At 58.2% G+C, this 26,954-nt stretch carries 23 protein-coding genes; 17 read left to right on the top strand and 6 right to left on the bottom strand.

The window, feature by feature from the left end:
* Positions 1 to 508 precede the first annotated feature (508 nt).
* From ACRX4W_RS01430 to ACRX4W_RS01400, 7 genes are all read left to right on the top strand, one after another.
* Positions 509 to 1,069: a hypothetical protein gene (locus tag ACRX4W_RS01430; RefSeq protein WP_055251653.1), complete on the top strand. Its 561-nt coding sequence runs from the start codon at positions 509 to 511 to the stop codon at positions 1,067 to 1,069.
* An 8-nt stretch (positions 1,070 to 1,077) separates the two neighbouring features.
* Positions 1,078 to 1,407: a helix-turn-helix domain-containing protein gene (locus tag ACRX4W_RS01425; RefSeq protein WP_055251651.1), complete on the top strand. Its 330-nt coding sequence runs from the start codon at positions 1,078 to 1,080 to the stop codon at positions 1,405 to 1,407.
* 342 nt (positions 1,408 to 1,749) lie between these two features.
* Positions 1,750 to 2,475: an ABC transporter ATP-binding protein gene (locus tag ACRX4W_RS01420; RefSeq protein ID WP_118081114.1), complete on the top strand. Its 726-nt coding sequence runs from the start codon at positions 1,750 to 1,752 to the stop codon at positions 2,473 to 2,475.
* A complete protein-coding gene (locus ACRX4W_RS01415; RefSeq protein WP_055251648.1) occupies positions 2,472 to 3,296 on the top strand; it encodes a hypothetical protein in 825 nt (274 codons plus the stop codon). Before ACRX4W_RS01420 ends, ACRX4W_RS01415 begins: the two co-directional genes overlap by 4 nt.
* Positions 3,280 to 4,098: a hypothetical protein gene (locus ACRX4W_RS01410; RefSeq protein WP_432298942.1), complete on the top strand. Its 819-nt coding sequence runs from the start codon at positions 3,280 to 3,282 to the stop codon at positions 4,096 to 4,098. The genes ACRX4W_RS01415 and ACRX4W_RS01410 overlap by 17 nt, the downstream gene beginning before the upstream one ends.
* Before the next feature lie 21 nt (positions 4,099 to 4,119).
* Positions 4,120 to 5,412 (top strand): radical SAM/SPASM domain-containing protein, encoded by a 1,293-nt coding sequence (locus ACRX4W_RS01405; protein ID WP_118081110.1) that lies wholly within the window; start codon positions 4,120 to 4,122, stop codon positions 5,410 to 5,412.
* Positions 5,405 to 7,024 carry an ATP-binding cassette domain-containing protein gene (locus ACRX4W_RS01400; RefSeq protein ID WP_118081108.1) on the top strand — a complete coding sequence of 540 codons (1,620 nt, stop codon included), beginning with the start codon at positions 5,405 to 5,407 and terminating at the stop codon, positions 7,022 to 7,024. The genes ACRX4W_RS01405 and ACRX4W_RS01400 overlap by 8 nt, the downstream gene beginning before the upstream one ends.
* Positions 7,025 to 7,123: 99 nt before the next feature.
* Here ACRX4W_RS01400 and ACRX4W_RS01395 read toward each other — a convergent pair whose 3' ends face one another.
* From ACRX4W_RS01395 to ACRX4W_RS01370, 6 genes are all read right to left on the bottom strand, one after another.
* Positions 7,124 to 7,933, bottom strand: coding sequence for a gamma-glutamyl-gamma-aminobutyrate hydrolase family protein (locus tag ACRX4W_RS01395; protein ID WP_349124872.1), 810 nt, complete (start codon positions 7,931 to 7,933; stop codon positions 7,124 to 7,126).
* Between the two features lie 87 nt (positions 7,934 to 8,020).
* Positions 8,021 to 8,785: an amino acid ABC transporter ATP-binding protein gene (locus tag ACRX4W_RS01390; protein WP_035137613.1), complete on the bottom strand. Its 765-nt coding sequence runs from the start codon at positions 8,783 to 8,785 to the stop codon at positions 8,021 to 8,023.
* A gap of 36 nt (positions 8,786 to 8,821) precedes the next feature.
* On the bottom strand, positions 8,822 to 9,655 hold the full coding sequence (locus tag ACRX4W_RS01385; protein ID WP_118081104.1) for an amino acid ABC transporter permease: 834 nt from the start codon (positions 9,653 to 9,655) through the stop codon (positions 8,822 to 8,824).
* Positions 9,652 to 10,311: an amino acid ABC transporter permease gene (locus ACRX4W_RS01380; RefSeq protein WP_118081102.1), complete on the bottom strand. Its 660-nt coding sequence runs from the start codon at positions 10,309 to 10,311 to the stop codon at positions 9,652 to 9,654. The genes ACRX4W_RS01385 and ACRX4W_RS01380 overlap by 4 nt, the downstream gene beginning before the upstream one ends.
* A gap of 138 nt (positions 10,312 to 10,449) precedes the next feature.
* Positions 10,450 to 11,442 (bottom strand): glutamate ABC transporter substrate-binding protein, encoded by a 993-nt coding sequence (locus ACRX4W_RS01375; protein WP_118081100.1) that lies wholly within the window; start codon positions 11,440 to 11,442, stop codon positions 10,450 to 10,452.
* A 471-nt stretch (positions 11,443 to 11,913) separates the two neighbouring features.
* A complete protein-coding gene (locus tag ACRX4W_RS01370) occupies positions 11,914 to 13,695 on the bottom strand; it encodes a 1-deoxy-D-xylulose-5-phosphate synthase (protein WP_432298941.1) in 1,782 nt (593 codons plus the stop codon).
* Between the two features lie 228 nt (positions 13,696 to 13,923).
* On the opposite strand from ACRX4W_RS01370, the gene ACRX4W_RS01365 reads away from it, so the two are divergent.
* The 10 genes from ACRX4W_RS01365 (at position 13,924) to ACRX4W_RS01320 (ending at position 26,899) form a co-directional block, all read left to right on the top strand.
* Positions 13,924 to 14,481 carry an HD domain-containing protein gene (locus tag ACRX4W_RS01365; protein ID WP_432298940.1) on the top strand — a complete coding sequence of 186 codons (558 nt, stop codon included), beginning with the start codon at positions 13,924 to 13,926 and terminating at the stop codon, positions 14,479 to 14,481.
* Between the two features lie 3 nt (positions 14,482 to 14,484).
* Positions 14,485 to 15,504: a putative ABC transporter permease gene (locus ACRX4W_RS01360; protein WP_432298939.1), complete on the top strand. Its 1,020-nt coding sequence runs from the start codon at positions 14,485 to 14,487 to the stop codon at positions 15,502 to 15,504.
* Between the two features lie 198 nt (positions 15,505 to 15,702).
* Positions 15,703 to 16,980 carry an ammonium transporter gene (locus tag ACRX4W_RS01355; RefSeq protein ID WP_432298938.1) on the top strand — a complete coding sequence of 426 codons (1,278 nt, stop codon included), beginning with the start codon at positions 15,703 to 15,705 and terminating at the stop codon, positions 16,978 to 16,980.
* A 156-nt stretch (positions 16,981 to 17,136) separates the two neighbouring features.
* Complete coding sequence (locus ACRX4W_RS01350; RefSeq protein ID WP_099432138.1) at positions 17,137 to 17,475, top strand: P-II family nitrogen regulator; 339 nt, start codon at positions 17,137 to 17,139, stop codon at positions 17,473 to 17,475.
* A 74-nt stretch (positions 17,476 to 17,549) separates the two neighbouring features.
* On the top strand, positions 17,550 to 18,212 hold the full coding sequence (locus ACRX4W_RS01345) for a TetR/AcrR family transcriptional regulator (RefSeq protein ID WP_158551295.1): 663 nt from the start codon (positions 17,550 to 17,552) through the stop codon (positions 18,210 to 18,212).
* Between the two features lie 100 nt (positions 18,213 to 18,312).
* Positions 18,313 to 19,575: an MFS transporter gene (locus ACRX4W_RS01340; protein WP_432298937.1), complete on the top strand. Its 1,263-nt coding sequence runs from the start codon at positions 18,313 to 18,315 to the stop codon at positions 19,573 to 19,575.
* Between the two features lie 109 nt (positions 19,576 to 19,684).
* Positions 19,685 to 20,548 carry an HAD-IIB family hydrolase gene (locus ACRX4W_RS01335; protein WP_432298936.1) on the top strand — a complete coding sequence of 288 codons (864 nt, stop codon included), beginning with the start codon at positions 19,685 to 19,687 and terminating at the stop codon, positions 20,546 to 20,548.
* Positions 20,549 to 21,019: 471 nt separating this feature from the next.
* A complete protein-coding gene (locus ACRX4W_RS01330) occupies positions 21,020 to 21,145 on the top strand; it encodes a hypothetical protein (protein ID WP_022094649.1) in 126 nt (41 codons plus the stop codon).
* A 249-nt stretch (positions 21,146 to 21,394) separates the two neighbouring features.
* Entirely contained in the window at positions 21,395 to 22,105 is a 711-nt protein-coding gene (locus ACRX4W_RS01325) for a TetR/AcrR family transcriptional regulator (protein ID WP_432298935.1), read from the top strand.
* Positions 22,106 to 22,117: 12 nt separating this feature from the next.
* The gene (locus tag ACRX4W_RS01320) at positions 22,118 to 26,899 is read left to right on the top strand and encodes an acyl-CoA dehydratase activase-related protein (RefSeq protein ID WP_432298934.1); all 4,782 of its coding nucleotides are present in this window, start codon (positions 22,118 to 22,120) and stop codon (positions 26,897 to 26,899) included.
* Positions 26,900 to 26,954 lie beyond the last annotated feature (55 nt).

Raw genomic sequence — 26,954 nt, 5'->3', positions numbered from 1 at the left:
GAGGGAGCCTAGACGCCGAAAGCGGCGCATCCGCGTTGGCGAATCCGGCGCATCCGCGTTGGCGCGATTGGCGAAAATACGTTGGTGAAAATGGTGAAAAATATATTGACGCTAACACTCCATCTTCGCGACCGCCCTCCCGACGGTTCCGCCCGCGGCCACGGACCTCGTCCAGCGCGCGACGGCGCTCTTGCTCGGCCCGTCGAGCTCCCGGGCTATCTCCCTGCACGAGAGCCCGGAGCGGCGGAGCTCCCCGGCCCTCTCTACTACGGCTCTACTGTATGTCATGCGGACTCCAAACCGGACCTTGACGGTCCAACTTTTTGTCCGCAGTCCCCGGCCTCAAAGTGGGAGATTATCCACTCTCGTTCGATACGTGTCCAAAAATCCACTCTCACCCTTCGGATTAGTAAATAACCTATGCGTACCGGCTGGGCTTTGTACATGCAATCCATATCGTTGTTCGATAAACTATTCCGATAACGATAGATTCGATGAGGGTGAGTATATGTCCAACAGCGTTCAGCGTATGGCCAAGGCGGGCGAGACTGTAAGGAAGCTTGGCTTTTGCATGGCGGTCGTTTTTGCGGGAATGCTCGTCGCTTTCGCCGCGTTGGTTGTTTACGTGATCTGGTATGCGGTTGCAAACGCTGCTTCTGTCGATTCTTTCGGTGTTGTGACGCTTCTCAATGGCGGGTGCATCGTTATCCCAAGCGGACTGTGCATGGCGCTTGTCATGGGTATTTCGCTTGTCGTTTTGTGCGGAATCAGCCGTGACATTTCGCGGGGCGTATCGCCCTTTACCAGGGCGCATGTGCGGCTTATCCGTGTTCTCGCGCTTGCCTTTGCTGTTAACGCCGCGGTTTCGCTTGTTGGTGCCTATGGATCGGTCAATCTTACCATTGGTGGGCTGGAGCTTTGCGTCGTGCCTCATTCCTTCGTTATCGCGATTTGCCAGGGCGTTGCCTTTGACGCGGGGTCGCTTATCGGCGCGGCCGTCTGTTTGTTTGTCTCGGTGATCTGGAGCTATGCCTCGCTGCTCCAGGAGCAGTCTGACGAGCTTGTGTAGGAGGAAACATGAGCTATCTCATCATCGAGCTTGAGACGCAGCTGCTTAAGACCGGAAAGACCAGCTCTGATCTGATTCGTGCCACGGGGCATACTCCGGCTAATATTTCTAAGCTAAGAAACGGAAAAATTAAAGCTATTCGTCTTAAGACGCTTCTTGAAATCTGTGATGAGCTTGATTGTCAACCGGGAGATATTATTCAGCGCGTGAGCGAGAAGGAGCTCGAGGAACTTATTGTCGAGCGCGCGAAGAATGCCGTGAGGCAGATGCGGGATGGCAGAGGCAATGAGGTGTCGCTTCCGACATCGGTCTTCGCTGTAGATTTGAGCGACGAGTAGCATAAAAAGAACAACTATAACGAAATATCAGTGTAACGGAACCCGTGTCTAACACGGGTTCTTTGTTTATTAATTATCTTGACAAATATAAGTTATCGGCAAACAATAACATCAAGAACGAACGATAAAAGAAAGGAGGAACGATATGAGCTGGATTGTAAAGCCGAGTTATGTGGACCCCGGTGGTGGGTGCAACGGTTACTGCAAGGCATTCTGTGGAGCACGCGTCTGCGTCAATAACTGCAGCAAAAACTTGTGTGTTGTTAATTTCTAGCAGTTGCGGCTGCTGCCAGGCGACAGTCTGGCAGCAGCGGTTTTGTTATCAAGCAGAATAGGAGGCCAATGAGCGCATCAGCGATAAAGCTATCAAAGGTGTCAAAGCGCTATGGAAAACGGCGTGTGTTGCATGACGTTTCCTTCGAGGTGAATCAGTCTGAACTTTGCGCCCTTGTTGGTGCAAACGGGGCGGGCAAAAGCACGCTTATTAAAATAGTGCTGGGCCTCTGTGAGCCATCGTCGGGGAGCGTGGAGCTCTTTGGAGGCAAGTCGAAAAAAGAGCTGAGCCTGATGCGGACGCGTGTCGGCTATGTGCCAGATTCCAGCGGAGCATACCAATCCCTCAGTGCGGTGGAGAATCTTCGGATCCGATGTGCGGAATGGGGGCTCGATGAGACACGTGAGGTTCCTCGCGTCTTGGGCCTAGTCGGGCTGGACGTCGATGAGAAAAAGAGCGTGAGCAGTTTTTCTCTGGGAATGAAACGGCGACTGGATATAGCTACGGCTTTGTTGGGCGACACCGACGTACTAATTTTCGATGAGCCGGCAAATGGGTTGGACCCGCTGGGCATCGAGAGTATATGGGCCCTTATCGGCCGATTGAATCGAGAACAGGGTAAGACCATGCTCATCTCTAGCCATGATTTGGATGAGTTGGCATCGGTTGCAACAAGTTGCGTGTTTATTCATGACGGTGAACTGCTGAAAAAGGAATCGATGGATGTCATAAGGGATGAGGCGTCGTCCCTAAAAGAATATTACAGGCGCTTGATGAACGCGGTCTCGCTATGAAGCGGGCGATCCATCCCATAAAGGCAGATATGATGCGTCTACACAGGATGTTTCCGGCGCAGTTTGGTCTTACGCTTATGTTGGCGTGCGGTCTTCTCTTCGGTGTTTTTTTAAATAACGGAGCAACGTTGCTAGGCTTTGGCTATGGCGTTTGTGGGGAGGATATTGGTTTCCTCTGGAATGCAATCGATCCTTCTGCGCCTGATGAGTCCCTTGCGCGCAGCGCTTTTGCCGGTACATCCCTGTTCGTTCCACTCATCGTTTGTTTGGTGCTTTTACAGGAGCATGGCTATAAAGAGGGATACCGAATTTCTTCAGCAAGAGGTCTCGCCCGCTTTAATGGGGCTCTGGCACATGTGCTTTCGTCTGCTTTAATAGTCGGTGCAGCATATAGCGCACTTTGCCTTCTTTTGTTTGCAATAGCCATAATGCGTGGGGAGCAAAACTACACGCACGGCATGCTGGCTGCATTTTTTCCTGCGATGATAATCAACGCCGTATTGGTGATATCGGTTGCGTTGGAGACGATGACCATCTATCGGATTACAGGCAGCGCTGTATTGAGCGGGGCTGTAATAATAATTGGATTTGTCATGAGCTTGACGCTCTACGGAACCTTCCTTCAGGCACCTATACCATCCTTGCGATGGATCTTCTTCCTTCCTGGGCCGTACCTAGGGGTCGGATGTGCCCTTGGGTATAGCGATATGGGGCACCTGGCGCTTCTGGGCTATGGCGTGGCAGCCAGCTGTCTATCGGTATTGATTTACGCTCTCGTGACCTGTCGTGTCGGAGGTGTGCTCAATGGCTCGTCAGATTAAAAGGTTCCTCCATTCAGAATTGAAGCATGTGAGCAAATGGACGTACGTCTTAATCCTGGCAATTTATGCGTGTATGGTGATATTGCAGCTTAATTCTTTCCCGATGTGGTTCTGTAGCCTCCGCGAGGGCAGTTTCTTGGGCTTTTTCCCAGACCCGACGCTTAAACTGTCGGCAGAGGACGCCCTTCTATTTGGTAATGCAGAGGTTTTTCGCGGCTTGCTGTTCAACGTGGCCCCGTTGGCTCATGCATTGTTCTTTCTGTTCATCGCGGCTTGTATTGTGCCGCGCTTTGTTAGTTCGGGCTTTGTCGAGGAACCGTGGGGGCTGTCGGAGGCTCGGGGAGGGAAGCGGGCGTGCGTTACCGTTGCGCGAACGGTGCTGTCTTCTTTCGCCCTATTGGGCGCGTTTGTCCTGTCAAGTGTCGTTTTGTACTGTCTTAACTGTGCAATCGTTTTGGATGCTCAACAGTGTTTCAACCTGAATATGTTTTGCGATCGACTTCTTCTGGCGAGTGCCGTCTGCCTTGCATATGTGGTCTCTTGCGTGATCGTTGTTTCCTATTTTGGGTCCGGCTTCGGTCCTATTGGCATGCTGCTGCTTGTCAACGTCGTAACGATCTACATACAGGTCGGAGCCAATTCCATGCTTCCGTTTCCGTCCTCGATGCTCATGTGGATTTGCGGCGTGACCCCGTTGGAGGATAGTCAATGCACCTCGATTTTAATTGACTGCCTGATTAACGTAACAAGCGTTCTTGCCATTTGCTTTACCGTCGACCAATTGCGGTCGAGATTTCTTTGATTGTTTGTGAGGGATAATCATATGAGGCCGTCTCAATACAACTTGATTGAAAACCACGGCGAAAGAACGCTGGTGATGAATGCGAAGACCGGTGCGATCCTTTCGTTGGATAAACAACATGCAGAAAGTATGTGCCGCATGGTATCGGGAACCGAATGGGAGCCAGATGAATTGCGCGAAGCGTTGCTTCAAGGAGGAATGCTGTTAGAAGATGATCGTGACGAAAAAGAGGAAATGAAGGCGATAGGCCGTCTTCTTCGATTTTCCAATCGCTCTCTAGGCATGACGATAGCCCCGACATTGGAGTGCAACTTCTGTTGCCCATACTGTTATGAAAAAGGACAACGCAAAACGACAATGACTCCGGAGGTTGAAGACCGGCTTGTCTCATTCGTGAAGGAGCGTTCACGGGGGCTGAGCGAGCTTGAGATCGGTTGGTATGGTGGAGAGCCGTTGCTGCAAGTCGATAAAATTCAGCGGCTTACGGAGCGTATAAAGGCGATCCTTAATCCAGAGTGCTCCTATTCGGCATCCATCGTTACAAATGGATATCTTCTGACGCCAGAAGTGGCCGAGACTCTCGCGGCTTGTGACGTCAAGATGGCTCAAATAACCTTGGACGGGTCTCGAAAGGACCACGATTCTCGACGGTTCTTGCGGAACGGACAGCCGACGTACGATGCGATTCTAGACAACGTTTCTAAAGTCACGCATCTGTTGGATATTTCTATCAGGTGCAATGTCGATGCCCATAACATTGCCGGTGCTGGCGATTTGCTGGATGCACTCGAGGAAAAGGGCCTTAAAAACAAGGTTGGATTCTATCTGGCGCCTGTCGACAATATTAACGATACGTGCCCAAGTGACAGTAGTTGTTTTTCGATGGAGGCGTTTTCTCGGGAAGAGCTGGACTTTTATAGTCATGCAGTTGATAGGGGGTTCTACGTTGACCTGACGGTGCGCTTTAATCCGGCTATTTGTGGCGCCGTTTGTGCAGGGTCGTTTGTAGTGGATCCGGAGGGCTATCTTTATAAATGTTGGGACGAAATCGGGATGCGTGAACGCTGCGTCGGTACGCTTGCCGAAGGGCCGAGGATGAATGCTCAGCTGGTCCAATGGCTAAACTATGAGCCGAGCGATCATGAGTGTGAAGAGTGTTTTGCCTATCCCTCATGTATGGGAGGTTGCCCTAATCACGCTCTTCATGGAGGGTCAAAACAGTGCGTATCTCAAAGGTATCAGGTGCGCCAACGAATGATTTTGACCGAGAAGGCTCAGCGATTGCTTTCGGAACTGGATTCAGCTCATGTTTAATCTCTGCGCAAGAACAATAATCAAGAATCCAAAGTATATAACCTATCTTCTAATGTGCCTGCTCTCGCTTATGGTTGGTCTCGCAATTCCTTTTCTGACGGGACAACTGGTCAACAACTTTGTCGGTGTCGCGCGAGATGGGGAAAGCGCAATCGCCATCGGCGCTGAGATAGCAGCGCTGGGTATTGTGCGAGCCGGTTTGAATTGCGTCAGTGAGCTGGTCTATGTCGATCTGCAAACACATGTGGGATTTGCATTGAATGAAGAGGTGATAAGTCACGTTCAAAGGCTACCACGGGCCTTCTTTTCTAATTTTGATGCCTCATATTACAACCAACAGATTAATCATGACGCTAACGATTTGGTGATATTTGTTATAAACGCAAGTGTCCAAAGCGTGAGCAATATAGTGACGTTGCTTGTGGTGTTTGTTGTCCTGGCGACCATAAACGGTCACCTGGCAATGCTGTGTATGGCTCTTGGCATAATAGGTGGCGCGGTCTATTCGCTTTTCAAAAAGTGTTTGTTCGCAAGAAGTTTCGAGGCTCAAGAGCAGGAGGCTCGATTCTTTTCCGATCTGGAGAAGCAGCTTAGCAACGCACAATTTATCCGCAGACATGTTCTATTCGAGGTTTTCAAGCAAAGGCTTGAGCACTCTTTTGCAGAGCTATATCGTTGCGTTTATCAGAACCAGCAAATTAATGCGACCTTTACGTTTGCCAACACTGTCGTCACATCTTTGGCACAGGGTGGAATCTTGATCCTGGGCGCAAAGGAAGTTCTCGACGGCAATTTGCTGCCCGGCTATCTTATGACGGCGCTAAGCTATTACTCCTATTATTCTTCGGCTATTGAATTCTTCCTTGCGCTGGGCAAGGACTATCAAACGTCAAAAGTATCCTACGAGCGTTTGCGGCGCTTGCTGGACATGCCAGAGGACTCAAATGGGGCCATTATCCTCGCCGATGTTTACGAGGTGAGCTGTTCCGAGCTGGCGTATAGCTATCCTGGGTCTGAAAAAACCGCGTTCAGAGACATTCGAGCTTCTTTGGAAAAAGGAAAGGTATACGGAATCGTTGGGCCGAACGGTTCCGGTAAGAGCACGCTGTTGGATGTGATAAGCGGTTGCGATCCAGAAAACTGCAAGGGTGATATTTGGATTAACGACAAGCCCCTGAGCTCTCTGGACCGTTATGCGCTGCGGAAGCGCAATATCGGGATTACTGAGCAGGAGCCGCCCCTGACCGAGGGGTCGATACGGGACAATTTAACTCTTTGCTGCAGAAGCACTGAAGAGCGTGACCTTGAGAGCCTCATTGAGAGAATGGGGCTTAAAAAGATGGTCGATTCAAGTGGTGGACTTGATGTCGAGCTGGACGATAAGCAGAACAACATTTCAGGGGGGGAGAAACAAAAAATAGCGATAATTCGCCAGCTGCTGAAAAACCCGGACGTGATGATGTTTGATGAGCCGACATCTGCACTTGACAGTCAGAGCAAGCAGGCGTTTATCGAAATCCTTAAGGAAAGAAAGGGGCGACATATCACGGTCATCGCTACGCACGACCCTGTGCTTATTTCGGCATGCGATGAGGTGATTGAAATTGCCTGACGGGTTAGTGGACCTAGCATATCAAATACAGGGGGCGGGCACCGTAGTTGGTGTCCGCCCCCCCTGGCATGGATGGTTTTAGCCGGTGTGGTTCGTAAGCTAGCGGGCCTGCTTAACCTTGGTCGCTGCCTCGACAAACGACTTCCACAGGTTAAAGTCGGTCTCGAGCGTCTTCCACGTGTACTCAGGGTGCCATTGCACGCCCAGGCAGAAAGGCTGGCCTTCGACTTCGATGCACTCGGGAACGCCGTCAGTTGCCTTGGCGACCAAGCGCGTGCTTTTGCCCAGACGATCGACGCAGCAGTGATGTGCCGAGTTGGTCTGGATCAGCCCGTGCCCGCCAACCGCGCGCTCCAGCAGCGAGCCCGGCACGACCTCGACAGGGTGCACAGGGTCGTTGAGCACGTGGGTGTGGCGCCACTGCGTTCGGCCCTCGCGCGCACCCAGGCTCGGCACGTCCATGCACAGGGTGCCGCCAGTGGCGACATTGAGCAACTGCGTGCCGCGGCAGGTGGTAAAGAGCGGCTTCTTGGCGCGAAGCACCTCGTTAACCAGCTTAAACTCAAAGCGGTCGCGAATTTCGCAGCACAGCGTGGGGTCGTACGGACGCTCGTCGCCCCAGCGTTTGGGGTTGACGTCCGGGCCGCCGGGAATGGCGATACCGTCAGCGATTTCCACGTAATGACGGATGACATCGACGTCTTCGGTAATGGACATCTGCAGCGGCAGGCCGCCGGCGGCAAGGATGGCATCGACAAAGACGCTCGCAATCTCCTCGTTGGGGGAGAGCGTCTCGCTCAAATAGGGTTTCGCTTCTTCCCAGCGTGGTGCTACCAGGATGAGCGGGCGGTCGGCGGGATTGACGTCGACGTGCGGAGTGTAGGACGATGAGGTGCGGGTTCCGATCATGGGTGTGGCTTTCGAATCCGGGTGGACATGGCACAGGGGTGACGTGGGACAAACGCTGGTGATGAATTTGCCCGCGTGGCAATTGGGCTAGTGGCCCTTGATGGAGTTGAGGAAGTCCTGGGCGCGCTTGGTCTGGGGGTGGTCGAAGAACTCGTCGGGCGTGCCAGTTTCTACGATCTGGCCGTCGGCCATAAACACGACGCGGTCGGCCACGCGGCGGGCGAAGTTCATCTCGTGTGTGATGACGATCATCGTCATGCCCTGCTGGGCCAGACGGACCATGACCTCGAGCACCTCGTTGATCATCTCGGGGTCAAGGGCACTCGTGGGCTCGTCAAAAAGCATGGCCTTGGGTTGCATGGCAAGCGAGCGGGCGATGGCTACGCGCTGCTGCTGGCCGCCCGAGAGCTGTGCGGGCACCTTATCGGCCTGCTCGGCAACGCCCACGCGGCTCAGCAGGTCCATGGCGCGCTCGCGGGCCTCGTCCTTGGACACGCCCAGCACGTCGACCGGTCCCAGCATGACGTTCTGCAGCACGGTCATATGTGCGAACAGGTTGAACTGCTGAAACACCATGCCTAGCTCGGCGCGCATGCGGGCAAGATCCTTGCCTTCCTGCGGCAGAGGCTCGCCCTCGATGAGGATCTCGCCCGAGTCGATGGTTTCCAGACGGTTGATGGTTCGGCACATGGTCGACTTGCCCGAGCCCGAGGGGCCGATCACAACGACGACCTCGCCGCGGTCGACCGAGAGATTGATGTCGTTGAGGACGTGCAGATCGCCATAGTGCTTATCGACGTGCTTGAGCTCAATCAGCGGCTGATTGCCGGTAGAAGAAGTGCTCTGTGCCATGGTGCTCGGCTCCTTATGACTCGAAATGGTAAATCGTTAGCGAATGATGGTCGCGCCGGTCTTGTGCGAAACGTAGACAGCGGCCTTGTTGATTGCGACGTTGATGAGGATGTAGATGACCGCGATGACCAGGTAGACCGACACGAGGGCGTCGTAGTTGGTAATGAGCACGCGGGCGTTTTGCATAAGGTCGGGGTAGCTCACCACGTAGGCGACGGTGGTGTCTTTGACGACGACCACAAGCTGCGAAATCAACGACGGAATAATAAATCGAATAGCCTGCGGCAGCACGATTTTAAAGGTGATTTTAGCCTTGGAGAGACCGAGCGCCTGGGCGGCCTCGACCTGGCCGCGCGGCACGGCGTTGACGCCGGCACGGAAGATCTCGGCAAGTACGCCGGCTGCAGCGAGCGCGACGGGAAGCGTGAGCATCCAAAACGACGGCAGCGCGATCTTGTACTGGGGCAGCACCAAAAAGAAGAAGTAGATGAACAGCAGGCTCGGCACACCGCGGAAGAAATCGGTGAGCACGCGGCAGACCAGCTGCAGCGGCTTAATGTCGCTCGTGCGGCCGAGCATGAGGGTCAGACCCAGCACCAGCGCGATGGCGCCAGCGGTGAGTGCGACTTTAACGGTGCCCTCAAAGCCGGCAAGCAGGAACTTCCAGGTGGTGAGGTGTGTAAAGAAATACCAATAGTGGACCGAAAGCTGACCGGTCACATAAAAGCGCTGCAGCACGAGGGCGACAAGTGCGGCCACAGCGACAAGCGAGATGGCGGTGCCGACGCGAATCTTGGCGCGCATCTTGGGGCCGGGAGCCTCGTAGAGCGCGTCGCGCATGGTGAGTGCGGGGGAGGAGTGCTTGCTCATCGGAGGATCCTCACCTTCTTATCGATATAGTTGCCAATGTGACTCACCACAAAGGCCGTGCCCAGGTAGCCGAGCGCCGAGACAAAGAACGCGGCGACGCCGCCGAGCGAGCGCGTGTTGATGTAGCTCACCACGCCGGTGAGCTCTTGCGGTTTAAGGGGTACCTGGCTGCCGAGCGCGGTGGTGAGCATGACGGCGATAAAGAGGTTGGTCATGGGCAGTACGCTCGAACGCAGTGCCTGCGGAATCACGATCTTGGCGAGGATGCGGTTGAAGCTCATGCCGAGCGAGCGGGCAGCTTCTACCTGGCCGACACCGACGGTGTTGATGCCGCTCATAAAGTTCTCGGAACCAAAGGCAGAACCCAAGAGCACTGTGGCGACGATGACGCAGGTGCGGTAGGGCAGGACGACCTTGAGCGGGGGCAGCGCATAGACGACGATAATGAGCAGCGCGATGCCGGGGATGTTACGGAAGACCTGGACATACAGGTCGCCAAAGACGCGCAGCGGCTTGAGCGGCGACACGCGCATCACGGTGACGGCGACGGCCAGCACCATGGCGATGGCAAACGACTCAAGCGTCATGCCCCAGGTTGCTAGCAGCGCGTCGATATAGTTCTGGCCATAGAGCGACCAGAGCTCGGAGAGACTCATGCGGACCTCCCGCCGATAAGGAAAGGGGCTCCCGTGTGTACGGAAGCCCCGACAACTCAGTAAGGAAACAGTTTAGCGCAATAAAGCGCACCGTGCGTTTCCGTATGGTTTCGTTGCGGCCGTTACTAGGCGCGTTGCCTAGGCGCCGATCTCGGGCAGCTCGGGAACATTGGTGTCACCCGTGCGGTCACCGATGCAGATCTGCCACAGCTCGGTCCAGGTGCCGTCGTCCTCAATCTTCTTAAGGAAGTCGTTGACAAAGGCGACGCCGTCGGAATCGAGCGGCAGGCCGATGCCATAGGGCTCCTTGCTGCCGAAGGGCTTGCCGGCGATCTTATACTTACCGGGCTCGCGGACTAGGGCGCTCTGCTGCATGTTGTTGTCGATGACGTAGGCGTCAACGCGGCCCTGCTGAAGTGCCTGGCGGGCTTCCTCGTCGGTCTTGAACTCCTGCTGGCTGGCCTTGGGGGCGAACTCCTCCAGGATGGCGGGGCCGTTGGAGCCGGACTGGACGGCGACGTTCTTATCGGCCAGATCGTCGACGCTCTTGATGTCGTCGTTGTCGGCGAGCACCAGGATGGCCTGCTGGGTGTAGTAGTAGGGGCCGGCGAAGGAGACGAGCTTTTTACGCTCGTCAGTGATGGTGTAGGTGGCAAAGACGGCATCAACCTGGCCGTTCTGCAGGACGGACTCACGCGTGTCCGAGGTCACCTGGGTGATTTCGACCTTGTTCTCGCCCAGGATGTAGTTGGACAGGAGCTGTGCGATGCCGGCGTCGAAGCCGCGGGTCTGACCGTCTTTCTCGTTGAGGAGGGAGAAGAGTGTGGAGGTCTGAACGCCACCGATCTTAAAGACGCCGGCGTCCTTGACGGCCGTGGCCCAGTTGCTGGCGGCGATGGCGTCGTCATCGGCCTTGGGGCCATCGTTGACGAGATTGTCGAATGCCTTGGCGTCGAGCGTGGCGGAAACCTCGGTATCCTCGGAGTTCTTGGAGGAGGCGGCGGAGCCCTTGTCGGCCTCGGCGCTGGTGTCGGAGCAGCCGGCAAGACCAAGGCCGGCGACGGTTGCGAAGGTGGCGGCAACGAAGCCGCGGCGGTCGAGAACGACCTGCTGGGAGAGGTTCTTGCTCATGGTAGAACACCTTTCTCAATAAAATCCCTAGCGGTTGAGTAGAGTTATACCCTATCGCGCTCAGACGGGTCAACACGAAATAACTCAGAAACATACTTACCTTATGGGTTATTGTACCCACCAAAAGGGGACAGGCACCTTTGCGGTGGTTTGGGCGGGTGCGGCGGCATGCCTTACTGTTTTGTCTCAATCTGTAACATCTGCAGCCATTTTTGCCGAGTAACTGTTACAGATTGAGATTTACAGATTGAGATTTTCTCTTCAGCGGAATTCGAATGTCTCGATCTGTAACAGTTAGACGGGCAAAAGGTCTCTATCTGTTACAGATTGAGACAAAGGTCAGGGGCAAAGACGGTTTGTCTCGATCTGTAACAGTTAGACGGGAATTCGGGCCATAGATGTTACAGATTGAGATAATCGCGCCGCGAAAATAAAAACCTCCGCAGGGGTGCTTTCCTTGCGGAGGTTTTCTTACTCGTTGAGTAGCCTTACGGCTTCGGCGGCCATGTTCTCGACCGTCATGCCGTTCTGAGCGAGCAGCTCGTTGGGGTCGTAGCGGTCGGGGAAGCCCTTGGCGATGCCGAAGGTGCGCGTGCGCAGCGGTGTGCAGGCCAGGTAGCACGCCACGCGCTCGCCCCAGCCGCCGTCCAAGATGCCGTCCTCGAGGGTGACGACAACGCGATGCTCGGCGGCAAGGCTGTCGAGGGACTCACGGTCGAGCTCAGTTGCATGGCGCGGGTTGACGAGCGTGGCCTCGATACCGTACTCGGCTGCCAAACGGTTTGCTACGCGCTCGCCCAGCTCAAAGAAATCGCCGAGCGCGAGCACTGCTACGTCGCGACCCTGGCGCACCACGTTGTAACGAACGGCGCCGTAATCGGCGTCCTCGGCAGGCGCCAAGTCGGGGCGGCTTACCAAGCCAATGCCCGGCACGCGAATCGCCACGGGATGCTCGCGGTGATCGAGCGACCAGCTCAGCATGGACAGATATTCCTCCATGCAGGTCGGCGCCAAGTAGTGCATGTTGGGAAGACCGCCCAGCATGGAAATATCAAAGAACGAGAGGTGCGTCTCGGATGTGGTGCCAAAGATCGACGCGCCAAATACCAGGATGGTCGCCGGGGCGTCGTTGAGGCACAGGTCGTGCCACAGTTCGTCGTAGGCGCGCTGCAAAAAAGTGCCGTACACACCAAAGACCGGCTTGGCGCCCGAGCGCGCAAGCGCGGTGGCAAAGGTCACGGCATGCTCCTCGGCAATGCCCACATCGACAAACTGCTTGCCTGCCGCGGCGCGAAGCTCGGGTGTAAAGCCCATGATGTAGGGCGTGGCGGCCGTGATGCCAACGACCTGCGGATCGCGCTCGATGGCGGCGCTGAGCGCCTCGCCCGTAATGTCGGCATAGGTGCGCGGCGCAGGCTCGCTCGGATGGCCCGGGCAGAGCTTGCGCCCGGTTGCCATGTCAAACGGACCCACGTGGTGCCAGCGCTCGGGGTCGCTCTGGGCCGGCTCAAAGCCCTTGCCCTTGGCGGTGGAGACGTGCAGCACGATGGGATGATCGATATCGCGCAGCTCCTGCAGCGCGTCGACGAGGGTCAACACATCGTTGCCGGCGTCCAGATAGCGGTAGTCGAGCCCCATCGCGCGGAAAACGTTGCGCTCGCAGGTGCCGTTGCTGGCGCGCAGCTCGGCCAGATTGCGATACAGGCCACCGTGGTTTTCGGCGATGGACTGGTCGTTGTCATTGACGACGATGATCAAGTTGCTGTCGAGTTCGGCGGCATTGTTGAAGCCCTCAAACGCTAGACCGCCCGAAAGCGAGCCGTCGCCAATGACGGTAATGACGTTGTAGATGTCGCCTGCCAGGTCGCGCGCGTGCGCCAGGCCGCAGCCCAGGCTCACCGACGTGGAGGTATGGCCCATGGCGAACAGGTCGTGCTCGGACTCGTCGGGATTGGCAAAGCCAGAGGCCTCGCCGTAGCGTGCCGGGTCGATATAGGTATACGCGCGCCCAGTCAGCGCCTTGTGGGCGTAGGTCTGGTGCGAAACGTCAAAGACAATTTTGTCGATGGGGGAGCTAAACACGCGATGAAGCGCAACCGTAAGCTCAACGACGCCCAGGTTGGGGGCAACGTGCCCGCCGACGGCGGCGGAGCTTTCGAGGATTGCCTGACGGATCTCGCCGCAGAGCAGCGGAAGCTCGGCGCGGTCGAGAGCCTTGACGTCCTCGGGCGTTGTCGTTTGCGTAAGCAGCATCGTTGTGGGTTACTCCATGCGAATCGAGCACCGGCGCTCCCTCGGCCGGCACAATTGCACAAGACAGTCTCGCACATTTTGGCGTTTGATATGTGACGGCGGCGCGGTAATTCGCCAACTGGCGGGGCAAAACGTTTTGCCCGATGCCATACTGATAAGTTCCATGGTGATTTTATTCATTGCGTGCAGGCTGTGGCTTGCCGTCGAGAGCCGCTGGAAGGAGGCCGCATGTCCGAAACCGTTCGTGCCGAGAGCATCGCGCGCGAAGTAGACCATGCTGCCCGTCAACTGGCGCAGGCGGGCCGTCTGGACCTGACGCGCGAGTTTATCCAGCATGGCGATGTGACGGTCTATGCGCATGTGACCTCGGTGGCGCGGGCAAGTCTGTCCTTTGCCGAGCGCCTGGGCCGTGCTGGCATTTCGGTCGACCGCGCCTCGCTGCTGCGCGGGGCCCTGCTGCACGATTACTTTCTCTATGACTGGCACGATCCCGACCCAAGCCATCGGCTGCATGGCTTTCGCCACCCGTTTTTTGCCCTGGCGCGTGCGGAGGAAGATTTTGAGCTGACGTCGCGCGAGCGGAATATCATCGTGCGTCATATGTTTCCGCTGGTGCCGGTGCCGCCGACGTGTCGCGAGGCATGGATTGTGTGCCTGGCAGATAAATGGTGCGCGCTGCGCGAGACGATTGCCGGCCGTCTGCCGCGCAAAGGCGGCGCGAACGATTTGAACGAGGGCTCGAGCGACGGCTCGAGCAAAGAATCGAACGAAAAGAGGAGTGGGTAGACGGTGGGAACCGCGATCGGCATGGCATTTGACGGCGCGACGCTTGCCGCTTGTCCGCTCTCGGCGCTGGTACTCTCGTTTGCCTTCTACGGTTTTTGCGGCTGGGTATGGGAGTCGACAGTCTGCGCCATGCTCAACCACGGACGCTTTGCCAACAGCGGCTTTTTGCTAGGGCCGTGTTGTCCCATCTACGGTGCGGGCGGCATCGCGTGCTGGTTGCTGCTGCGTGGAATCCCAGACGCCTCGAGCCAGTTTGTCGCTGCCGCGCTCGTATGCAGCGTGATCGAATATAGTGTGGGCGTGCTGTTGGAAAAAACGACGGGTGCCCGGTTTTGGGATTACTCGCATCTGCCGTTTAACCTGCACGGACGCATCTGCCTGTACTGGGCCTGCGCGTTTGGCTTGGGTGCGTTGTGTATTTGCCGTTTAGTGGAGCCGGCATTGCTGGGGCTGCTTGGCCATCTGCCGGTGCTGATTGTGCGGCTGTCCGCCTTTATCGTCGCGGTCGCGATGATGGTCGATGCGGTGTGCTCGTTGGCCAGCTGGCGCCGCCTGTCCGATCAGCTTGAGCGTGTGCGTGCCGACCTTGCCGACCGCATCAATGAGTCGCTTGCCGACGCCTCCGACTCTATGCTCGAACGTATTCCCGATTCGGCGATCGACTCGGTGGCGCAGACGCATATCCGCGGTCGCGCCGTTAACGCTTGGCTGGCCGAGCTGGGCGACGCGGCGCTCGATGCCCTGCGCGAGAAGGCTTCGATGCCGACGTTTATCTCGGATGGTGCTCGCGGCCTGGCGCTCGCTGCCCGCCGCGTTGCCGATGTCGCGCCGAGCATGCCGCGTCCGTCGCTCAGTCGTCGCCTTGCCGGCAAGCGCATGAGCCGTCCGGTGCCGAGTGTGTCGCTCAGCCGTCGTGACCTGCGCTTCTTTAACGCCTTCCCGCGTCTGCGCATCAATCGCTACGAAGGCGTCATCCGAGCTACCGACCTCCGCGACCGAGCCCGCGAGCTGTTCCGGCGCTAGCCAGAGCGGAGCCAAGCGCGCCCTTCTCGTTCGCACGTTTCCCGTTCGTTTCGCGCCCGTTGCCGTGCCGTTTCCAAGATTGCGGCACCGTTTCCATTCGACAACGCAGCGTTTAACAACGCCGTATCTGGTCTACACCAGTTGGCCCTCGGCCGCATCATGAGCGCCGACAACGTTCATGCGACCAAGGGGGAGCGAATGTACGATACGGGATCGACAACGTTTATGCTCATCTGCACCATGCTCGTGTTTTTAATGACACCGGGTCTGGCGTTTTTCTATGGCGGCCTGTCCAGGCGCAAAAATGTCATCAACACCATGCTTATGTGCTTTGGCGCCATTGGCCTGGTTGGTGTGCTGTGGATTGTTGCCGGCTGGTCGCTGGCCTACGGCGGCGACGGCTCGAGTCCGTTTATTGGAGGCCTTGACCAGCTGCTGTGCCTGCCGGTGCTCAACCAGGTGCTGCAGGCGGCCGAGGGCAATGCTGTGGATGGTGCCGTCTACCCTCAGATCATCAACATCGCCTTCCAGATGGCGTTTGCCATGATCACCGCCGCTATCGTTACGGGCAGCCTGGCAGGTCGCGTTAAGTTTGGTGCCATGACGGCCTTCCTGGGCATTTGGCTGCTCGTGGTCTATGCGCCGCTCGCCCACATGGTTTGGGGCGGCGATGGTTCCTTTATCGGCGACATCATCGGCGCGCTCGACTTTGCCGGCGGCGACGTGGTACACATTTCGTCCGGTCTTACGGGCCTGATTCTCTGCTTAATGCTCGGCCGTCGTCGCGGCTTTGGCATGGTGAGCTATCGTCCGCATAACGTGCCGTTTGTAGCACTGGGCGCCGGCCTGCTTTGGTTTGGCTGGTTTGGATTTAACGGCGGCAGCGAGTTTAAGGCCGACGCCGTGGCGGCGCTCGCCATCCTCAACACCGTGACGGCCAGCGCGGCGGGCATGGTCTCGTGGCTTGCCGTCGAGCGCGTGCACACCGGTCGTCCCACGCTGGTGGGCGCCAGCACCGGTCTGGTTGCGGGCCTTGTGGTGGTCACGCCGGGCGCGGGCTTTGTCGAGCCGTGGGCGGCGCTGGTCATGGGCCTGATCGTCTCTCCCGTCTGTTACCTGGCCATCAGCCATCTCAAGACCAAGTTCGGCTACGACGATGCGCTCGACGCGTTTGGCTGCCATGGTATCGGCGGCATCTTGGGCGGCGTGCTCACGGGCCTGTTCTGCGTGCCGGAGCTTTCGTGGACCGGTAAGGGCGGCCTGTTCTACACGGGCGACGTGTCGCTGCTCATCTCGCAGGTCCTGGGTATTGTGGTGACGGTCGTCATCGTGATGGTGCTCGACTTGGCAATCGCCGCGGTGGTCAAGGCGCTGTTCCACGGCAGCCTGCGCGTGGACGAGGCCGATGAGGCGCTGGGCCTGGATGCGAGTCAGCACGGCGAGAGCGCATATCCTTCGTTCTCCGGACTCGATTAGCAGCACGGCTTTCCCAGGCACCCGACCTTGCCCCTCAAACCGTCGCTTGCGTACCGAAGTACGCGGCGCTCCTCTTTCGGGGCAATCTCGGGCACCTGGAAAACCCGTGCCATGTGAAGGACAATTCATTTCTTTTATTGAAGAGAGGAATTCACTATGAAGAAAATTACGGCTATCGTGCGCCAGGAGAAGCTTGAGGTTCTCAAAGATGCGCTGTTTGCTGCTGATGTTCGCGGCATGACTATCAACCAGGTGCAGGGCTGCGGCGCGCAGCATGGCTGGAAGGAATACGTGCGCGGCAACGAGTTGCTTGTCAACACGATCCCTAAGGTGCAGTTCACCCTCATCTGCGCCGATGAACATGTCGACGGAATTGTCGACATCATCTGCAACGCCGCCCGCACCGGCGCCGTCGGCGACGGCAAGATCTGGGTCGAGCCGGTCGAGGAAGTCATCCGCATCCGCACCGGCGAACACGGCCCCGCCGCGGTGTAGAATCGACCGCCTGCCATCCGCAACGTTAAAATGCTGCAATGAGGCACAAGACTTGCGTTGCGGATGGGCGGATTATGGGTCGCAATAAATATCCCGAGGAGACGGTCGCGAAGATTCTCGACGCGGCACTGGAGCTATTCTGCGCACAGGGTTATGAGGGGACGAGCATTCAAGATATTGTTGACCGTCTCGATGGCATGACCAAGGGCGCTGTCTATCATCACTTCAAGAGCAAAGAAGAGATTTTCAACGCCGCGTTTGATCGGGCGATGACTCCGATTGTTGAGCGCCGCCGCTCGATGCTTGGCGTCGGTAATATGACCGGAGCCCAAAAGCTCAAGCGACTGTACGCTCCCGAGTCCGTTGTTCCACAAATTGAGCTATGGGCACGTATGCGTCCTGCAGCAGATCCGGTAAAAAGCTCGCGCCTACTGGCGATGCAGTACCAGGGCTCATTTGACGAGTCGGCCGATGGCTGTCTCTTGCCAGTGATCGAGGAGGGCATCGCCGACGGATCCATTGCGTGCGAATGCCCGCGCGAAGCGGCAGAGGCCGTATCGTTGCTGGCGAATCTCTGGTTGCTGCCACTGTTTCGTCCGCTTGAACCCAAGGATCGAATGCTCGCTCGCGCTCAATGTTTGGCGCAGATGGCCTCTGCGGTGGGACTCGATTTGGGCGAGGAAGTGCTCCAGACAACGGCGCAGATTTGGGACGTATGGGACTGCGCCGGGTGGTAATATAGATACCAACGGTATGTAATTGATTTGTGAGGGTAGCCACGGCTGCCCTTTTCAAGTCATTAAATACATACTAGTGGTATGTATAGGGGGTGGGCTTATGGCTGGGCTGAGAGACGTCGGTGTCTCGTTGAAATCAAAAACAGTGCGGTCAATCAGGCTCGCGGAACTTCTGGTTGCGCAGCTGTGCACGTATTCGATGCTGTCGGCGCTGTGCTTTGCGTATCCACTTTACTTGTTCGATCGCAGTGGATCGTCAACGTTATATGGCGTCGTCGCGGCGATAGCGTTCATACCCGGCGTACTTGCAACTCCGGCTGGCGGAATCTTGGCGGATAGGGGAAGACATCGCGAGGTCCTCGTGGCCCTCGGCATTGCTCTGATGACTGCATCACTGCTGTCTATCCCCATGAAGCGCTCGTTGCCTCTTGCGGTCGTCGTAGTAGCGATACTTTGTGTTCAATATGGTGTTCAATCGCTGCTAAAGCCAATGCTCCAAATTGAGACGGTGCGCATGGCGGGTGAAAAGAAGGTTGAGCGGGCCACTGCATTGGTTTCGCAGGTGACCATGGTGAGCAATATCTTGGGTCCTGTGGTCGGGACGGCAGTCTATGGGTGCTTTGGCATCGATGCTCTTTGCACAATCGCGTCGGTAACGTTTGCGATTTCAGCTCTGTTGTTTGGTGGCGTACTCAAGCAAAATGCCTCATCTGAAACGATGGGAGACGGCGCGACTCGCACGACATGCCGAAACGATTTTCGGGAGTCGATTCGGTATCTGTTGCAAAATGCATCATTGGTCGCTGTGATTTTGCTTGCGGCCGTTTTGAACCTTGCGTTGGTTGGGCTAACGATTGGCGCTCCCATTATTGTTACAAAGCATCTCGGCATGCAATCGTCCTGCGTTGGGATAGTTGAGGTTGCTCTGGGCTTGGGTGGTCTTACCGGCAGTGGCTTGGTCGGCATTTGGCCGCATCGCTTTTCTTTCAATGGCATATGTCGATATGTTGCGATGATCTGTTTTGGAGTCGCGCCGATCATTGTCGCGCTATTGTGCGGCACTGATGTATGTGCGTTCGCCGTGTTTGCAGTTGGTTCGGCATGGGTCATGGTGTGGGCAAGCATTGCGTCGGTTGAAATCATCGCGTTTGTTCAGCGGGCAGCGCCGACTGAGCTCTGCGGAAAAGTGCTTTCGGTCGTTTACATGGTCCTTTCCTGCGCAACGCCTATCGGCCAATTGACGTATGGGGTTGCATATGATCGATGGACACCGGCGATTGTATTCGCAGGCATGTTGGCGGTGCTGACGTTGACGACGGCGCTGTTTTATCGGCTGAAAAATCGCTTGCGGCGATTGTCTTAACGCGTAGTGGCACCGTGAATCTGCGGAGGCAGTGGCCCGCCGCGCCGGGACGGCATTGTTTGGACATGCCTCTCCTTCGTCTACAATATCGGGCAGACGAAGGAGAGGCATGTCCATGATCAAGATGTTCGCGAGTGACTTAGACGGAACGCTGCTGAACGCCCTGCACGCGGCGGATGGGACCATCCGCCGCGCCATTCGCGAGCTGACTGAGGCTGGCCTGCACGTGGTTCCCGCGACTGGACGCTCGACGTTGCCGATCGGCGAGCATGGCTTTACGGGCCTGGCGCTTGACGCCTGCTGCTCCAATGGATCCATCGTGCGCGACAGCCATGGCGAGGTGCTCAAGACTTGGACCATCGATCCGCAGGTCACTGAGGAACTGCTCAAGGCGTTCCCGGACATTTGCTTTGATTGTTCCACGCCCGATGGCATGTACTCGAGCGGTTCGTTCGAGATGCATCAGGCGGGCTTTAAAAAGGACAGCCCCATCAAGCGTATTGTGATGCGCGGCATGCGTGCGCGCGGTGGGTATCACGAGGAGCAGTATTTCGACCAGTCGATCGGTGACATCCTGCGCCACGATGTATGCAAGATCAATTGTCGCGTGACCTCGCCCGAGCTGGAGCGTGACCTTAAGGCCTATCTTGCCGAACGCTCGGACCATGTGGTCAACGCGCCGTTCGATCCGGTGATGTTCGAGATCACGGACGTGGCGTGCAACAAGGGCGAGAGTGTGGCCTGGCTGGCGGGCTACTACGGTATTGCCGAGGACGAGGTCGCGGTCTACGGCGACGGCGGCAACGACATCGCCATGCTCAAGCGTTTCCGCCACAGCTATGCGACCAAAAACGCTAGCGATGCAGCTAAGGCTGCTGCGAGCGCAACTATCGGCAGCTGCATGGTCCACGCCGTCCCCAAACACATGCTCGCCACCATGCATAAGCAGAGCTCCCGCACCATCATTGAATAATGTGACAAAGGGACTGTCCCTTTGTCACATGGGAGATACCGGCTTTTGGCGTATAGGACTGTCACGCTTTCGCCACCAACAAATTTCGAGTTATTCGGCCTGTCGGAGGTCGTTAAATGGCTAAAGATGCCCTCTCGGGAACATTCATGCCTCTAATGGTGTTTGATTCGGTGACGTAAGTGCGCAAATGGGCATGTATACGCTCAAATAAGGACAAAAACCCTCAGATAATCCCGGCGGTGCATTTATACAAAACCAGTAGCGTGGCCGAATAAATCGAAAAATGTAGTTGGCAGTTCGGCGACAAGCTCGGGTATGGCAAAGGAACTGCTCCTTCGCCATACCCGAGCTCCGATCTTCTGAAATGCGAACAAACATTCGCATATCTAACTGCGCTTTGATAGAATCGGTATCGTTGACGGCAGTTCCATGTGCCGGGCAGCGCCCTCCATCTGATGGGAGGTGATGCCCATGACCGATTTGATTGATTTCGTGAGGCTCCTGACCGCATTGGTCTCGTTCTTCACGGCGCTTGTCGGCCTTTCCGAGGCACTCAAGCAGCGTTCGAAGCGCAACAGAAGGGGTCGCCGCCGCTAAGGCGTTGACCCCCTAATGCAAACAACGGCGCTGCCCAGCCAGCTACAACTTGGACTGCCGTCGACACTATTCTACCCACGAATGACATTTTGGACAATCGGTAATGCCGCTCCAAAAGCCAGGCGGGTTGTGACAAAGGGACTGCCCCCTCGTCACATTCCAAATATTGCCTTTACGTGTTGATGCACACGGTGTGCAATAATACTCGCACTGTGCAATAGCGCACAGGCTGAGTAACAAGGAGGACGCTTGTCCCAGCTCGAGAAATGCGACCGCCGGTCCCTTCGCTCGCAGCGTGCCCTTCGCCAGGCACTTGCCAGCGAGCTTGCCGAAAGCGGCGACCTTTCGCGCATTAATGTCGCGTCGCTCACCGAGCGCGCTGGCCTTACGCGTCGCACGTTCTATTCGCACTACCGCGATATCCCCGACTTTATCAATCAAATCGAGGACGGCTTGCTGGCCGAGATCCGTGAGCGCATTGAGCTCATTACCGCAGCTCAGCTGCCTGATCTCTATCACAATATCGATAAGCTCGAGCCGGCGCCCGGTTCGGTTGAGCTGCTGCGTTATCTTGCGGCCAACCGCGACTTAATCGGTGCGCTGCTGGGGCCGGGCGGCGACCAGGCCTTCATTAAAAGGATTATCGACACTGCGCGTGAGGCTGTGGTGCCGCGTGCGCAGACGGGCATTTTGGGCCTGGCGCTGGGCACGTTCTTTGACTACTACGTCACCTACGTCGTGAGTGCCGAGGTCGGCATGATTCAGCGCTGGTTTGAGCGTGACCTTTCCGAATCGCCCGAGGCCATGGCGCGCATCATGACGGTTATCGCCTTTGTGCGCCCCGGCGACCTGTATGGCCAACCCATCGATATCAATGTGCCGGAATACGGCATGAAGCTATTGAACTTGCAGCTCGAGGACGCGGCCGACACCGCCGCAACCGTCGAGTCCAACAACTAAGAGGAGAGACAGATGAGCAAACTCGTCGAGGGCATCAAGGACCGTATGGTTGCTGCCGCGCGCGAGGCCGCGCCCGCCGTGGTGGACGCCGCGCAGAAGGCCGCGACCGCGGCTGCCGAGAAAGTTGCCGAGGTAGTTGCCGATGCCAAGAACACGGCAGGGGAGACGTCCATCGCTAGCGAGCCCGCCACCGCCGCTGAGCCCGTAGCCGCCGCCCACGCCCCCGAAGGCGCGATCTTCAACCCCGAGGCCGCCCGCGGCAACCTGCACCTGGGCATCGACGTGGGCTCCACCACCGTTAAGCTCGCCGTGCTCAACGACGACAACCAGATCGTCTACGCCAAGTACCAGCGTCATCACACCGATGTCCGCGCTTGCGCCCGCGACCTGTTCGCGGGCGCTGCGACCGTGCTGCCGACGGCCCAGATGACCTGCGCCATTACCGGCTCGGGCGGCCTGCTGCTGTCCCAGTGGCTCGACCTGGAGTTTGTCCAGGAGGTCATCGCCAGCAAACGCGCCGTCGAGACCCTCATCCCGGCCACCGACGTCGCCATCGAGCTGGGCGGCGAGGACGCCAAGATCATCTACTTTGACAACGGTATCGAGCAGCGCATGAACGGCACCTGCGCCGGCGGCACGGGCGCCTTCATCGATCAGATGGCCACCCTGCTGCACACCGATGCCAGCGGCCTCAACGAGCTCGCGACCAACGCCACCACCATCTATCCCATCGCCAGCCGCTGCGGCGTATTTGCCAAGACCGACGTGCAACCGCTGCTCAACGAAGGTGCCCGCCCCGAGGACGTGGCTGCCTCCATCTTCCAGGCCGTCGTGACCCAGACCATCTCGGGCCTGGCGTGCGGCCGTCCCATCCGCGGCAACGTCGCCTTCCTGGGCGGCCCGCTGCAGTACCTCTCCGAGCTGCGCCACCGCTTCTACCTCACGCTCAACCTGGACGAGGAGCACCGCATCGTGCCCCAAAACGCCCACCTGTTTGTGGCGAGCGGCGCCGCCATGGCGCACGAGTCCAACAAGCTCAGCACGTTCCCGCAGCTCATCGAGGCTATCGACAGCTTGGGCGACACGCAGGGTGCTGAGGTCGAGCGCCTGGATCCGCTCTTTGCCACCGACGAGGACTTTGCCGAGTTCAAGGGCCGCCACGACACCGAGGTCGTCCCCAAGGGCAAGCTCGACGGCTACACCGGCCGCGTGTTCATCGGCATCGACGCCGGTTCCACGACCATGAAGGCCGCGCTCGTGGGCGAGGACGGCCAGCTGTTGCACACCTGGTACGGCAACAACAACGGCGACATCCTGGGCACGGCCAAGGTCATCATGGCCGATTTCTACAACCACATCCCTGCCGGCTGCACCATCGGCCACGTGACCACTACGGGCTATGGCGAGGCGCTGCTCATCGAGGCCCTCAAGGCCGACTCCGGCGAGATCGAGACCGTCGCGCACCTGCGCGGCGCCAAGGCATTCCTGCCCGGTGTCGAGTTTATCCTGGACATCGGCGGCCAGGACATGAAGTGCCTGCGCGTGAAGGACGGCGTCATCGAGCACATCATGCTCAACGAGGCCTGCTCGTCGGGCTGCGGCAGCTTTATCGAGAGCTTCGCCGTGTCCATGAACATGGACGTGCGCGCGTTTGCCGACGCCGCCATCCATGCCAAGGCTCCCGTCGACCTGGGTAGCCGCTGCACGGTCTTTATGAACTCGCGCGTCAAGCAGGCGCAAAAGGAAGGCGCCACAGTGGGCGACATCGCGGCCGGCCTGTCCTATTCCGTCATTAAGAATGCCCTGTTCAAGGTCATTAAGCTGCGCGACCCCAAGGAGATCGGCAGCCAGGTGATCGTCCAGGGCGGCACCTTTATGTCCGATGCCACGCTGCGCGCGTTTGAGCAGCTCACCGGCGTTCATGCCGTGCGTCCCGACATCGCCGGCTGCATGGGCGCCTACGGTGCGGCCCTGCTCGCCCGCGATCGCGCCGGCGCCGACGGCACCTCGACCATTCTTTCTGCCGAGGACATCGCGCACCTCACCGTGACGCAAAAGCACGTCCGCTGCGGTCGCTGCTCCAACAACTGCCAGCTCACCGTCAACGACTTTGGTGGCGGCAGGCGCTTCATTACCGGCAACCGCTGCGAGAAGGGTGCCGGCCACAAAAAGCAGAAGACCGAGGCCCCCAACCTCTTCAAAAAGAAAAACGAGCTGCTCTTTAACCGCGAGGTGCTGAGCCCCGACGAGGCCCCGCGCGGCACCGTGGGTATCCCGCGTGCACTCAACATGTACGAGAACTACCCCTTCTGGCATGCGTTCTTTACGCGCTTGGGCTTTAGCGTGCAGCTGTCCGACCAGTCGAGCAAGAAGACCTACCAGGCGGGCATCGAGTCCATGCCGTCCGAGAGCGTGTGCTACCCGGCCAAGATGAGCCACGGCCACGTGATGAACCTTATCGACCGCGATGTCGACTTTATCTGGATGCCGTGCGTGCGCTGGGAGCGCAAGGAGGATCCGACCGCCGGCAACTGTTACAACTGCCCCATCGTCATGAGCTACCCCACGGCGTTGGCGCTCAATATCGATGAGATTCGCGAGCAGAATATCGAGTTCCTGTACCCGTTTGTGCCCTATCATGACAAGACCGAGCTCAAGCGCCGTCTGTACCAGGTGCTCGCCGTCGACCGTGTGGCCGATGCGCAAGCCGGTCGCGGTCGCGTGCGTGGGCCCAAGATCACGCGTTCCGAGGTCGATGCCGCCGTCAACGCCGCCTTTGAGGCCGATGCGCGTTTCCACGAGGACATCCAGACTATGGGCGAGGAGGCTCTTAAGTGGGTCGAGGACCACGGTGGCCACGGCATTGTGCTCGCCGGCCGCCCCTACCACAACGACCCCGAGATCAACCATGCCCTGCCCGAGCTTATCTCGAGCTTTGGCTTTGCGGTCTTTACCGAGGATTCGCTTGCGCACCTGGTGAAGCCCGAGCGTCCGATTCGCGTCGTCGACCAGTGGATGTACCACAGCCGCCTGTACGCCGTCGCCCGTTTTGTGACGATGCGCAACGACCTGGACCTGATCCAGCTCAACTCCTTCGGCTGCGGCCTCGATGCCCTGACCACCGACCAGGTGCAGGAGATCCTGGAGGCCAGTGGCAAGATCTACACCGTGCTCAAGATCGACGAGGTGTCCAACCTGGGTGCTGCGCGCATCCGAATCCGCTCGCTCATGGCGGCGCTCAAGGACCAGGAGGCCGAGCGCTTGGCCGAGGCCACGGCCGCGGGCGAGGTCTTTGAGCAGGGCGATGCCGCGCCGGTGGCGCCCTCCACGGATGCCCCCGCGTTCGCGAGCCGCAAGTACACGTTCGAGGCACAGCGTGAGAGCGCCACGACCGCATGGCCCAAGGTGCCCTTTACCGAGCAGATGCGCGATGAGGGCTACACCATCCTGTGTCCGCAGATGGCGCCGATCCACTTTGACCTGGTCAAAGAGGTGTTTCGCGGTGCCGGCTACAACTTGGAGCTGCTGCCCTCGACCGACCACGATGCCGTCGAGGCCGGCCTGCGCTACGTGAACAACGACATCTGCTATCCGTCGATCCTGGTGACCGGCCAGATTATGGAGGCCATTGAGAGCGGTCGGTACGACCTGTCCAAGACGGCCGTGGTTATCAGCCAGACCGGCGGCGGCTGCCGTGCCACCAACTACATCGCACTCATCCGCAAGGCGCTGCGCGAGAGCGGTCACCCCGAGATTCCGGTGATCTCGCTTTCGGCTGTGGCGCTCGGCGAAGACAACCCCGGCTTTAAGCTGACGCCGGCGCTGCTTAAGCAGGCGGTCTACGCGGTGCTCTTCGGCGACGTGATGATGCAGATGCTCTACCGCTGCCGCCCGTACGAGGTCACGCCCGGCGCCGCTAACGCGCTCTACGAGCAGTACATGGCGCGCGCCCGCAAGCTGGCGCCCAAGTTCAACCGCCACAACTACACCAAGCTGTGCCGCGAGGCCATCCGCGCGTTTGACACCATGCCGCTTGTGGGCGAGGGTACCAAGCCGCGCGTGGGCGTGGTCGGCGAGATTCTGGTCAAGTTCCACCCCACAGCCAACAACCACGTGGTTGACGTTATCGAGCGCGAGGGCTGCGAGGCAGTGGTGCCGGGCCTGCTCGACTTCTTCCTGTACTCCATGAGCAACGCCGAGCTGCAGAAGGACGAGCTGGGAAGCTCTGCTACCACGCGTGCAGGCATGCAGGCGCTCATCAAGCTCGTGGACTGGATGCGCACGCCGGTGGAGGAGATGCTCGAAAAGTCCCGCCGCTTTGAGGCGCCCGAGCGCATCGGCACCATGGCCGACAAGGCCCGTACGGTGCTTTCGGTGTGCAACAACATGGGCGAGGGCTGGTTGCTCACGGCTGAGATGCTCGACCTGATCGACCACGGCGCGCCCAACATCATCTGCACGCAGCCCTTCGCGTGCCTGCCTAACCACGTGGTGGGCAAGGCCGTGATCAAGGAGCTGCGCCGCCAACATCCCGAGAGCAATATTGTCGCGGTGGACTACGACCCCGGTGCATCCGAGGTCAACCAGCTCAACCGTATTAAGCTCATGATCAGCGTGGCGAAGGAGAACATGCGCGCCGGCAAGGGCTTTAAGCTCGAGAAGGTGGCGCCGCTTGCGATGGACGAGGTCACCGGCCAGATGCGTGCCCACGATGGCTGCGTGAGCTGCGGGCCGGCCAGCGAGGAGGCCGTTGCATCGGTCGCCAAGCGTCTGGGACGCGGCATTAAGAAGTAGTTGGCCTGCTTTGGGCTAGATATGAGGCAAACGGGTGGTAGCCGTACCGGCTGCC

Source organism: Collinsella aerofaciens, from assembly GCF_964283865.1.
GTDB lineage: Bacteria > Actinomycetota > Coriobacteriia > Coriobacteriales > Coriobacteriaceae > Collinsella.
The sequence above is the reverse complement of the archived record's forward strand: the minus strand, read 5'-3'. Positions and strand labels throughout refer to the sequence as shown.